Here is an 11,573-nt window from a genome sequence, read left to right as displayed (position 1 = left end):
CCTTCGACAGTTTCCTGCGGTCTGTCGGAACGGCGTTCTGCTTTGGTGGGTGCCGACCGTTGGTCGGCACGGTAGATCCACGCCATGCGTGGACGGATCTCTGGAGGAATCGACGGTGGAGATTAAATCTCCACCTGCGCGCCTAGCTCAACCAATCGGTTGCCCGGAATGCGGAAGAAGCCGGTCGCGGGCGCGGCATTCCGGTGCATCAACGCGAACAGCTTGTCGCGCCAGATCGGCATGCCGCGATTGGCCGTGGCGACGATGGTCTCGCGGCTGGCGAAGAAGGTGGTGTCCATCGGGTCGAAGTAGATCCCGCCGTGGTCGCACGAGCGCATCAGCGCCAGCGGCACGTCCGGGGTCTCCATGAAGCCGAAGCGCACGTAGACGCGATAGAACTCGTCGCCTATCGATTCGATCTTCAGTCGCTGCCCTTCCATCGCATACGGAATCGGCAGGGTTTCCACGTGCAGGAACACGTTGCGCTCGTGCAGCACCTTGTTGTGCTTGAGGTTGTGCATCAGCGCATGCGGGGCCACGGTCGGGTCGGCGGTGAGGAATACCGCAGTGCCCGGCACACGTACCGGCGGTGCCAGCATCAGGCCCGGCAGGAAGGTATCCAGGCGGATGCCGTCCTTGCGGATCTCATCGCGCAGCAGCTCGCGGCCACGGCGCCAGGTGCGCATCATGGTGAACAGGAAGATGCCCAGCACCACCGGGAACCAAGCGCCCTGCAGCAGCTTGGCACCGTTGGCGATGACGAAGCCGAGGTCGATGATGAAGAACACCACGCACAGCGGCAGGATCCACTTGCGTGCCTTCGGCCACAGCGAGCGTGCCACCAGGGCCAGCAGCAGGGTGTCGATCAGCATCGTCGCAGACACCGAGATGCCGTAGGCCACCGCCAGGTTGGACGAGCTGCGGAAGGCCAGCACCAGGCCGATCACCATCACCGCGATGCCCCAGTTGATGCCCGGGATGTAGATCTGGCCAATGGTGTCGTGCGAGGTGTGCTTGATGCGCATGCGCGGGATGTAGCCCAGCTGCATGGCCTGGCGCGAGACCGAGAACGCACCGGTGATGACCGACTGCGAGGCGATCACCGCGGCCATGGTGGCCAGGATGATCATCGGATACAGCGCCCACGGCGGCACCGCCTCGAAGAAGGGGTTCTTCAGCGCCTCTGGATGGTTGAGCACCAGTGCGCCCTGCCCCAGGTAGTTCAGCACCAGGCACGGCAGAACGAAGAAATACCAGGCGTGGCGGATCGGCTTGGCGCCGAAATGGCCCATGTCGGCGTACAGCGCTTCGCCGCCGGTCACTGCCAGCACCACCGCGCCGAGGATGAAGATGCCGTGCCAGCTGTGCTCCATGAAGAAGCGGATCGCCCACCAGGGGTTGAAGGCCTTCAGCACTTCCGGCGCGTCGACGATGTTGTAGATACCGATCGCGGCCAGCGAAATGAACCAGACCGACGTGATGGGGCCGAAGGCCTTGCCGATCTTCTCGGTGCCAAAGCGCTGCGCGGCAAACACCATCAGCAGTACCACCACGGTGATCGGCACGATGAAGGCATGCAGGCCCGGCGCGGCCACCTCCAGGCCTTCGACGGCGCCCAGCACCGAAATCGCCGGCGTGATCACGCCGTCGCCGAAGAACAGCGAGGCACCGAAAATGCCGAGGATGCCCACCACATAAGCCGAGCGCGAACCGTTGCGCAGCGTGCGCTGGGTCAGCGCCATCAGCGCCATGATGCCGCCCTCGCCGTCGTTGTCGGCGCGCATGATGATGGTCACATACTTCAGCGTGACCACGATGTTCAGTGCCCAGAAGGCCAGCGACAGCACGCCCAGCACGGTATCGTGGTCGCTGTTGAGCCCGTAGTGCGGCGAGAACGCCTCCTTCAGGGTGTACAGCGGGCTGGTACCGATATCGCCGAAGACCACGCCGATCGCACCAATGATCAGCGCCATGCCTCCGGCTGGAGGGGCGTGACCATGGCCGCCTGGGGCGGCGGCGTGCGGGGTTTGACTGCTGGACATGGGACTCCTGGCGAAGCTCAGGCGGTGGGTTGGGGGAAAGAAAGGCAGGTCAGCGCAGCGCCGACTGCAGCGCCTTGCGGATCACGGTGGCCACTTCGTCGCCCTCATTGAAGGCGTCGCGGGCCATGCGCGCGGCTTCAGCCGGCTTGTAGCCCAGCTGCTGCAGCGCCACGGTCGCATCGGACAGCGGGTCGGCCGGGGCCGGGCCACTGCCGGTGGGCAGTGCGCCGCCGGCGCCGAACTGGGCGGCGCGGTCACGCAGCTCCAGCACCATGCGCTCGGCGGTCTTCTTGCCGATGCCCGGAATGCGGGTCAGCGCGGTGATGTCACCGGCCTGGACCATGCGCGCGAACTCCTCGACGGTGACGCCGGACAGCACGGCCAGCGCGATCTTCGCGCCGATGCCACTGACCTTCTGCACGTCGCGGAACAGGCGCCGCTCGCCCTCGCGCAGGAAGCCGTACAGCGAGACGCTGTCTTCCTTCTGCGCGTAATGGGTGTACAGGGTGACCTCGCGGCCGAGCTCGGGCAGGTCATAGAAGGTGCTCATCGGCGCCTCCAGCTCGTAGCCCACTCCGTTCACGTCCACCACCAGCCACGGCGGCGCCTTGTAGGCGACGATGCCGCGCAGTCGACCGATCATTGCGTGCAGCTCCTCATTTGCGGCCCCACGCCTGGCGGGCACTGAGCCCCAGGCGGTTGGCCGTTGCCCTTACGTGGGCATGGGTGATCGCCACCGCCAACGCGTCGGCCGCGTCGGCCTGCAGCTTGGTTTTCAGGTTGAGCATGAGCCCGACCATGTGTTGAACCTGTTGCTTTTCGGCGCCACCACGACCGACCACCGCCAGCTTGATCTCGCTGGCGGCATATTCATGCACCGGCAGGTCGCGCAGCACCACGGCGGAAATCGCCGCGCCACGGGCCTGGCCCAGCTTCAGTGCTGAATCGGGGTTGCGGGCCATGAACACGCGTTCGATGGCCACTTCCTGCGGCTGGTACTCGCGGCACAGGTCGGCCAGGCCCAGCACCAGCAGCTTCATGCGCTGCGGGAAATCGTCGGCGCCCAGCAGCACCAGCGGCTGGTGATGCACGTGGCTGACCTTTCCGGTGGCGTCGACATCAATGATGCCGACCCCGGTCCGCTGCGAACCGGGGTCGATGCCGAGGATGCGGGTCATGCGACACTCCTGGCGGGGCGGAACGGGAGGCGCTGGCAGGCGTATGGGCTCATGACTGTCCGCGGTGACCGTTCAACGGCCCGCGCCCAGGCCGTCGAAGACGGCTCAGGCGTAGGCGTCGGCGCCGAGTTCGGCGTTGGAGTACACGTCCTGCACGTCGTCCAGGTCTTCCAGCATGTCCAGCAGCTTCTTGACCTGCAGGGCAACGTCGCCTTCGACCTTGATGTCGTTGTCGGCGCGGAAGGTGATCTCGGCATGGTCGGCGACATGGCCCGCAGCGGTCATTGCATCCTTGACCGCGTTGAACGCGTCAGGGCTGGTGACCACATCGATCGAGCCATCGTCCGGATAGACCACGATGTCATCGGCGCCGGCCTCGATGGCCGCCTCGGTGATGGCTTCCTCGTCGACGCCCGGGGCGAAGCTGAGCACGCCCAGGCGCTTGAACATGAAGGCCACCGAGCCTTCGGTGCCCATGTTGCCGCCGCACTTGCTGAACGCATGGCGGACATCGGCCACGGTGCGCACGCGGTTGTCGGTCAGGCAGTCGACGATCACGGCCACGCCGCCCGGGGCATAGCCCTCGTAGCGGATTTCCTCGTAATCGACGCCTTCCAGTTCACCGGTGGCCTTCTTGATGGCGCGCTCGATCACGTCCTTGGACATGTTCACGGCCAGGCCCTTGTCCATCGCCACGCGCAGGCGCGGGTTGTTGTTGGGGTCGCCTCCACCGCCGCGCGCGGCAACGCCGATCTCACGGATGATCTTGGTGAAAATCTTGCCGCGCTTCGCGTCGGACGCGTTCTTGCGGGCTTCGATGGAGGGGCCTCTACCCATGGGTGCTACCGTCTGGCTGCTTCAGGATCAAGGCGCGGATTCTACCTGATCGGGCGCTGCAACCGTGTCTAGGCCCGTATTGTTGTAGAGCCGAGCCCATGCTCGGCTCAATGGGCCCGACGGAATGCAGCCGAGCATGGGCTCGGCTCTACAGGGCGGCCCTGCCTCCCCTGCCCCTATGCCGCCGCCGCGTCGCGGCTGTGGTCGAACTGGCCGTGGCGCAGGAAATGGGCGGTCTGCCGTGCGGCGTCGGGCGACACCACCAGGCCACTGTGGCTGGTGCGGACCACGCAATGGTCGGCCAGACCCGGCAGGCGCGTCTCAGCCAGGGCCACGGTGCCGTCCGAGGCATCGTCGATGGCCCCCAGCAAGCTGCCCAGCCCATGCGGCACCGAACCAGCGATCAGGCCAACCTCGGCCCTGCCCTGCCAGTCCGGCAGGCCATCCAGCAGCAGGTCGCTGCTGCGCCCCAACGCGAGGCCCCAGCCGTGCTCGGACAACGAACGCGCAGTGCCACTGCCGCGCAGCGGCGAGCCCAGGCAGACCACGCGCTGCACATCCAGCTGCGGCTGGCGGCGCAAGGCCTCCAGCGCCAGCAATCCCCCCAGGCTGTGTCCGACCAGCGACAACGGGCCGGCATCGGTCAGCCGCTCCAGCAGCTGCGGCACGGCCACGTCGGGACCACCGAATACCGAGGAATAGCCGAACGCGTGCACCTGGAAACCACGTGCGCGCAGGCGCCAGGCCAGCGGCCCGACCCAGGCACGGGCGTTCCAGATGCCATGCAGCAGCAATACGGGGGGAGTCATGCAAACAGCCTGGCGGTCAGCGGGGCGGGAACGTACGGTGATTGAACACGCGCGCGCAGCAAGCGGCGGTGAACGTCAGGCTGCGCGCGGTGTGCGGCGCAGGATGAATTCAAGATCGTGGGTGTCGCCGACCGGGAACAGATATTCGCCCGCCTTCTCGAATCCATAGCGGGCGTAGAAGCGCTGTGCGCCGAAGTTCTCCGACCACACGCCCAGCCACAGCGTGCGCGGGCCTTCGTGCTCCAGCCAGGCCAGCGCGGTTTCCAGCAGGCGGCTGCCCCAGCCACAGTTCTGCTGGGCCTTGATCAGGTACAGGCGCTTGAGTTCGCCGTCACCGGGTTTCACCTCGGGATGCGGCAGGCCACAGGGGCCGGCGGCGGCATGGCCGACCGCCTCCCCGTCCAGCTCCAGCAGCCACACCGCGTAGTCGGGGTGGGCCAGGATCACGCGCTGGCGCTCGACCGTGTAGGCCTCCTCAAGGAAGGCCTGCAGGTCCTGCGGCGGATACAGATGGCCGAAGGTTTCGGTGAACGTGCGGGCAGCCAGCGCCGACAGGGTCGGCGCGTCGTCCACAGTAGCGCGGCGGATCGAATACATGCAGGAAGTTGACGTCAGGGCGAAGGGCGGGTCAAGCCTTTTCAGGCGACTCCGCTTCTTCTTCCTCGTCCTCTTCCTCGTATTCCTCTTCGTCCTCGTCCTCTTCTTCCTCGCCTTCCTCGTCCTCGTCGTACTCTTCCTCTTCGTCGTCCTCATAATCCTCGACGCCGAAGTCTTCACCGTCCCAACGGCCTTCGCCGTCGGCGACGAAGGTCAGGGCCATCGCCGCCGGGTTGGTACCCACACGAACCAGCCAACCGCCGAACACGCGTGCACGCTCGGTGACCAGATTGGCCTCGGCGCCTTCATTGCCCAGCTTTTCCCACTCCAGCGAAAACGCGAACTCGGTCATTGCCTGGATCTCCTGATCAGTTGGTCTTGGGGCGAACCTGGATGTGCACTTCGGCCAGCTGCGCGTCGACGATCGGCGACGGCGCGTCGGTCATCAGATCCTGTGCACCGGTGGTCTTCGGGAACGGGATGACGTCGCGGATCGACTCGGTGCCGGCCATCAGCGCGGCGATGCGGTCGATGCCGAAGGCGATGCCACCGTGCGGCGGCGCGCCGTAGTTCAGCGCGTCGAGCAGGAAGCCGAACTTGGCGCGGGCTTCTTCGGCACCGATGCCGAGCAGCTCGAACACTGCGCTCTGCATGTCCGGACGGTGAATACGGATCGAACCACCGCCGATCTCATTGCCGTTGAGCACCATGTCGTAGCCGCGCGAGACGGCGGTACGGGCGTTGGCGCGCAGGTCGGCGATGTCGTCCACGGCCGGTGCGGTGAAGGGGTGATGCAGGGCGACGTAGCGCTGTTCTTCCTCGTCCCACTCGAACATCGGGAAGTCGGTGACCCACAGCGGTGCCCAGCCGTCGGCGACCAGGCCGAAGTCCTTGCCGGCCTTCAGGCGCAGCGCGCCCATGAAGTCGGAGACCTTGTTGTAGCCACCGGCACCGAAGAACACGATGTCGCCGTTGCCGGCGCCGACGTGCGCGACCAGCGCAGCGAAGGATTCCTCGCTGAAGAACTTCTGGATCGGCGAGCTGACTTCGCCGTTGTCGGCGATCTTGATGTAGGCCAGACCCTTGGCACCGTACTTGGCGGCATGCGCGGCGTACTCGTCGATCTGCTTGCGGCTGAGCGCTGCGCCGCCCGGGATGCGCAGCGCGGCAACGCGGCCTTCGGCATCGTGGGCCGGGCCGGTGAACACGGCAAATTCGCTGTCCTTGACCAGCTCGGCCACGTCCACCAGTTCCAGCGCGATGCGCAGGTCCGGCTTGTCCGAACCGTAGCGACGCATCGCCTCGGCCCAGGTCATGCGCGGGAAGCTGGCGTCCAGCTGCACGTCCACCACTTCCTTGAAGATGGCGCGGATCATGTCTTCGACGAAGTCCTGCACGTCGCGCTCGCGGACGAAGGCGAATTCCATGTCCAGCTGGGTGAATTCCAGCTGGCGGTCGGCACGCAGGGCTTCGTCGCGGAAGCAGCGCGCGATCTGGTAGTAACGGTCGAAGCCGGCCACCATCAGGATCTGCTTGAACAGCTGCGGGCTCTGCGGCAGGGCGTAGAACTCGCCCGGGTGCATGCGCGCCGGCACCAGGAAGTCGCGGGCGCCTTCCGGGGTGGCCTTGGTCAGGATCGGGGTCTCGATGTCCTGGAAGCCCTTCTCGTCCAGGTGGCGGCGCAGGGCCTGCACCAGCTTGATGCGGGTGCGCTGCATGCGCTGCATTTCCGGGCGGCGCAGGTCCAGGTAGCGGTACTTCAGGCGGGTTTCTTCGCCCGGGTTCTCGTGGGCGTGGAACGGCAGCGGCGCGGCCTTGTTCAGCACGGTGATGGCAGTGGCGATCACTTCCACCTTGCCGGTGCGCATCTTGTCGTTCACCGCGTGGCGGGCACGCACCACGCCTTCCACCTGCAGCACGTCCTCATAGCCCAGCGACGCGGCCACGGCGAACACGTCGGCGTTGTCGACTTCCACGGTCACCTGCACGATGCCTTCATGATCTCGAAGATCGATGAAGCAGACGCCGCCCTGGTTACGGGCCACGTCGGTCCAGCCGGCGAGGGTGACAGTCTGGCCAATCAGGGTCTCATCGACCAGGCCGCAGAAGTGGGTACGCATGGGGGGAAGCTCCGCTGGAGAACGCCGGCACCGGATGGGGGCCGGAAAGCCTCGTATTCTGCGGCCGAGGCCCCGGCCGGGGCAAATCCGGCCAGTCACACCGGCTTGATCGCCCCCCCTCCCTATAGTCGGGCACCTGCCACCGTATGGGATGCCGCCATGAAACCGCTGTCCCTGGCCAGCCTGGCCGTAACCCTCAGCCTGGGTGCCCTGGGTACCCTTGCCCTGCCCGCCCCTTCCGCGCATGCGCAGAGCGGCGTGGTCCGCTGCGAGAGCCAGAACAACCGCGAACGGGTCTGCAACACCGGCTGGCGCAATGCGCAGCTGGTGCGCCAGCTGTCCGGCTCGGACTGTGATGAAGGACGAACCTGGGGCAGCCGTAACGGCAGCATCTGGGTCACCAACGGCTGCCGAGCGGAGTTCGTCGAGGCCCGCGGTGGCTGGGGCGGCGGCAATGGCGGTGGCTGGGGCGGCAACAACGGCCGGCCCGGCGAGACCATCCGCTGCGAGAGCCAGAACAACCGTGAGCGCAGCTGCCCGGTCGGCTGGCGCAATGCCCGCCTGGTCCGCCAGCTGTCTGGCAGCCCCTGCAACGAAGGGCGTACCTGGGGCGTGCGCAATGGCGCAGTCTGGGTCAGTGGCGGTTGCCGTGCCGAATTCGCCGAAGCCCGTGGCTGGGGCGGTGGCGGCGGTGGCTGGGGCGGCGGAAACAGCAATTACACGGTGACCTGCAGCAGCAACAACAACCGCTCGCAGACCTGCGACTGGGATGAGCGCCAGGGCCGTCCGGTGCTGCAGCAGCAGCTGTCCGGCAGTGCCTGCCAGGAAGGCCGCAGCTGGGGCTACTCGCGTGGCCAGGTGTGGGTGAGCAACGGCTGCCGGGCACGTTTCGGCACGCGGTGAGGGGTAGCGCCGGGCCATGCCCGGCGAGCGCAGTGGCGCGGTCAACTGCAGAAAACCCGCCGGGCACGGCCCGGCGCTACCGGGCTGGCTGCGCGGCCTCATCACCCCAAGGCGGCGGCGGCAGGTCGACCGGCTTGCTCAGATCGAACTGCACGCGGAAGCGGCGGCCGTCCGGGCGCGTCAGCTCGTAGACGAACGTCTGGTCGGGGTCGATTTCCATCGCCCAGGTGTTGTGCGTGGAGGCCAGCATGTCGGCGCGGCGGAACATCGCCACCGAATCGGCATCGGCCGGGAACTGCTGGCGCTCGGCAGTGCCCGGCGGCGTGCTGTCGCCACCGTACAGGGTGATCGCGTCGGGGCTGCCGTCTTCGTGGCGATGGTCGTGCTTCAGGCGCAGCCCGTTCGGCGTGCGGATCAGCACCCAGGTACGCGAGTGGTCATCCCCCACGTGGAACGGGATGCGCAGCTCATGCGCCGGATCGGCGCAGCCGCGCACATGCATCACCAGACGCTGCCCGGCGAACGGGTCCTTCCCTGTCGGCGCCGGCGTGTCCTCCACCACCTTGCCGGCGTAAGCCTGGCCGCAATGCGCGGCGATGGCGGCCATGAAGGCATCGGCCGGTGCGGTCGCCAGATCATGGGCGACCGTGTCGGAGCGCTGCGTACAGGCAGCAAGGCTGAGCAGGAGGACGGAAGCGGTGACGGCGGCAGGCAGTTTCATACCCCAACCCTAACGGCCATGGCCGAAGTGCGCAAACCGCACGCGCAGCATCCGCTCAGCGATCGAGGGCAGATGCCGCCGGCAGTGTTTCTGTGGCTGCCACCGGCGCGGCTTCGCCTTCACCTGCAGGTTCCTGCTCGACCGGATCGACATCGAACGGGGTACGGAACACCAGCGACGGCAGCAGCGTGGTCAACGCCGCATACAGCAACAGCGCGCCGAACAGCACCGCCGGAATCTGGAAGCGCTCGCGCATGATCGCCGCCAGCACCAGGGTGAAGATGAGGGTCGGAGCCAACGCCAGCGAGACCCGCAGGCTGCTGCGGAAGCTCTCGCCGAACATGACCCGGCGCTGCAGCCAGACCACGCCGATGCGCAGCGGCAGCACCACCAGGGTGATCACGATGCCCAGCCCCAGGGCCTCGAAGCTGAGCGCTTCGGCGGGCACCTTGGTGCCGGCGTTGAAGAAGTAGAACGGCACGAAGAACGAGGCGAACAGGCGCAGCGCATGCAGGTTCTCGTGCGAGGCCAGCAACGGCATGCGCTGGTGCAGCAGGCGCGCGACCAGCCCGGCGATGAACGCGCCGACCAGGTAGTACACGCCCAGCAGGTAGGTGATGTAGGCCGCGACCATGCCCACCATCACCAGCAGCGAGAATTCCGAGCCCGGCGCGTGCGGCGCCACCCAACGGCCCAGGCCGATGAACAGCAGCGGCAGGCCGACCATCATCGCCAGCAGGGCCAGGCTGGACAGCGCCATATGCCCCGGATCGCCCGCCTGCAGCACGATGAACAACGCCGCCAGCGCCAGCAGTTCGCCGGCGATGGCCTTGCTGGTCACCCAGAACCGCTCGTCCTCGCTCAGGCCCAGCCGCGACAGCGAATCCATGATGAAACCGGTGGAGGGCGTCAGCAGCGCCAGGGCCAGCAGGCCGGCAGCCTGCCAGGGCAATCCCGCGTAGCGCCAGGCCAGCCAGCCTACGCCGAACAGCGTGCCGGTACGGATCACCAGATGCGCCAGCAGCGGCCACATGCCACGGCGCAGCGCCTGCAGGTCCACTTCCAGGCCGGCGAACAGGAACAGCGAGGAAATCCCCAGCGTGGCCAGCAGGCCGATCACCGCATCGTGGGCCTGGTCGCCCAGCCAGAGCATGCCGATGATGCCGAACAGCAGGCAGGTCAGGGGTGCGGGCAGGCTGAAGCGCTGCAGCGCGCGCGGGATCACCAGCAGCGCGAAGATCAGCAGCAGGTAGATCAACTCATGGCTCATCGGGGTCTTCCGTGGGGTTCGAACGCGCGCAGGATGCGCGCGCCGAACCGATCCGGCAAGCCACGTTTGAATGACCCCGGTTACCTCATCCAATCAGTCGATCGGCGATCCGGCCCACCTGGGCCAGCACCAGGGCGCGCTGCTCATTGCTGATCGCGCCGGCCTGCAGATAGGCGGTCAGCACCCACGGTGCGCCGCCCGCGCGCGGCCACAACACGGCGATGTCGTTGCGCGCGTCCTCGCCATTGCTGCCGGTCTTGTCGCCAACGCGCCAGCGCTTGCCGAGGCCCGCGCGCAGGCAGGCGTCGCCGGTCTCGTTGTCGATCAGCCAGTCGGCCAGCTGCTGCCGCGATGCCGGCTGCAGCACTGTCCCCAGCACCACACGCTGCAGCGAACCAGCCATCGCCGCCGGTGTGGTGGTGTCGCGCGGGTCGCCTTCGGCGAAGCTGTTCATTTCCGGCTCCAGCCGGTCGCTGCGGCTGACCGCATCACCGCTGGCGCGCAGGAACGCGGTCACCGCCGGCGGGCCACCGACCACGCCGAACAACAGGTTGGCGGCGGTGTTGTCGCTGGTGATGATCGTGGCCCGGCACAGGTCGCGCACGGTCATATCCTTGCCGGCATGACGGCGGGTGACCGGTGCGTGCGAGAGCAGGTCGGCCTCGCGCACCGGTACGCGCCGGTCGAGCAGCGCGGGTGCGCGCTCGGCCTGGCTGAGCACGGTCGCGGCCAGCATGCTCTTGAAGGTGCTGCACATCGGGAAGCGCTCGTCCTGGCGATGGCCGACGCGGCGACTGCTTGCGGTATCGAGCAGGGTCACGCCCAAGCGTCCTGCGCAGGCCTTTTCCAGCGCGGCGAAATCACCGGCGGCGTTGATGGCGGCATCTGTGGGTTCGCTGGCGGCGGCCTTGCCCGCTGCACGTGCCAGCAACGGCAGGGCAAGCGAAGAAGCAACAGCGGCACCACTGAACTGCAGGAATCGGCGACGGGCGAGCATGCGGGGGTTCTCCTGGGGACCGTTCGATTATTGGAACCCACGGCCAGGACGACCAGCGCGAAAATTCAGCACAAGCCATTAGATTTATTGATGCCCATT

The 11,573-nt window shown here is 67.1% G+C and carries 12 protein-coding genes; 1 reads left to right on the top strand and 11 read right to left on the bottom strand.

All coding sequences use genetic code 11. The features are described from left to right. Nucleotides 1-122 precede the first annotated feature (122 nt). The 8 genes from ARC63_RS01550 to aspS form a co-directional block, all read right to left on the bottom strand. The gene (locus tag ARC63_RS01550) at nucleotides 123-1,973 is read right to left on the bottom strand and encodes a potassium transporter Kup (protein WP_228355374.1); all 1,851 of its coding nucleotides are present in this window, start codon (nucleotides 1,971-1,973) and stop codon (nucleotides 123-125) included. A gap of 118 nt (nucleotides 1,974-2,091) precedes the next feature. Next, nucleotides 2,092-2,685: a Holliday junction branch migration protein RuvA gene (ruvA, locus tag ARC63_RS01545; RefSeq protein WP_010481591.1), complete on the bottom strand. Its 594-nt coding sequence runs from the start codon at nucleotides 2,683-2,685 to the stop codon at nucleotides 2,092-2,094. Between the two features lie 13 nt (nucleotides 2,686-2,698). Then, nucleotides 2,699-3,220, bottom strand: a complete 522-nt coding sequence (ruvC, locus tag ARC63_RS01540; protein ID WP_010481590.1) for a crossover junction endodeoxyribonuclease RuvC — start codon at nucleotides 3,218-3,220, stop codon at nucleotides 2,699-2,701. Nucleotides 3,221-3,325: 105 nt separating this feature from the next. Then, complete coding sequence (locus tag ARC63_RS01535; protein WP_010481589.1) at nucleotides 3,326-4,057, bottom strand: YebC/PmpR family DNA-binding transcriptional regulator; 732 nt, start codon at nucleotides 4,055-4,057, stop codon at nucleotides 3,326-3,328. 176 nt (nucleotides 4,058-4,233) lie between these two features. Then, the gene (locus ARC63_RS01530; protein WP_029379762.1) at nucleotides 4,234-4,866 is read right to left on the bottom strand and encodes an esterase/lipase family protein; all 633 of its coding nucleotides are present in this window, start codon (nucleotides 4,864-4,866) and stop codon (nucleotides 4,234-4,236) included. A 75-nt stretch (nucleotides 4,867-4,941) separates the two neighbouring features. Next, on the bottom strand, nucleotides 4,942-5,463 hold the full coding sequence (locus tag ARC63_RS01525; protein WP_019337539.1) for a GNAT family N-acetyltransferase: 522 nt from the start codon (nucleotides 5,461-5,463) through the stop codon (nucleotides 4,942-4,944). 31 nt (nucleotides 5,464-5,494) lie between these two features. After that, entirely contained in the window at nucleotides 5,495-5,815 is a 321-nt protein-coding gene (locus tag ARC63_RS23460; protein WP_019337538.1) for a hypothetical protein, read from the bottom strand. A 16-nt stretch (nucleotides 5,816-5,831) separates the two neighbouring features. Further along, nucleotides 5,832-7,583: an aspartate--tRNA ligase gene (gene aspS, locus ARC63_RS01515; RefSeq protein ID WP_057502353.1), complete on the bottom strand. Its 1,752-nt coding sequence runs from the start codon at nucleotides 7,581-7,583 to the stop codon at nucleotides 5,832-5,834. A gap of 159 nt (nucleotides 7,584-7,742) precedes the next feature. Between aspS and ARC63_RS01510 the strand changes: the two genes are divergently transcribed. After that, nucleotides 7,743-8,486 (top strand): DUF3011 domain-containing protein, encoded by a 744-nt coding sequence (locus tag ARC63_RS01510; RefSeq protein ID WP_010481580.1) that lies wholly within the window; start codon nucleotides 7,743-7,745, stop codon nucleotides 8,484-8,486. Between the two features lie 76 nt (nucleotides 8,487-8,562). On the opposite strand, the gene ARC63_RS01505 is transcribed toward ARC63_RS01510, so the two are convergent. From ARC63_RS01505 to blaL2, 3 genes are all read right to left on the bottom strand, one after another. Then, entirely contained in the window at nucleotides 8,563-9,207 is a 645-nt protein-coding gene (locus ARC63_RS01505) for a hypothetical protein (protein WP_019337537.1), read from the bottom strand. A gap of 55 nt (nucleotides 9,208-9,262) precedes the next feature. Continuing rightward, the gene (locus tag ARC63_RS01500; protein WP_010481576.1) at nucleotides 9,263-10,477 is read right to left on the bottom strand and encodes a cation:proton antiporter; all 1,215 of its coding nucleotides are present in this window, start codon (nucleotides 10,475-10,477) and stop codon (nucleotides 9,263-9,265) included. A gap of 85 nt (nucleotides 10,478-10,562) precedes the next feature. Then, a complete protein-coding gene (gene blaL2 / locus ARC63_RS01495; RefSeq protein ID WP_057502352.1) occupies nucleotides 10,563-11,474 on the bottom strand; it encodes a L2 family extended-spectrum class A beta-lactamase in 912 nt (303 codons plus the stop codon). Nucleotides 11,475-11,573 lie beyond the last annotated feature (99 nt).

Source organism: Stenotrophomonas geniculata ATCC 19374 = JCM 13324 (assembly GCF_001431625.1).
Classification (GTDB): domain Bacteria; phylum Pseudomonadota; class Gammaproteobacteria; order Xanthomonadales; family Xanthomonadaceae; genus Stenotrophomonas; species Stenotrophomonas geniculata.
This window is presented reverse-complemented; position numbering and strand designations above follow the sequence as displayed.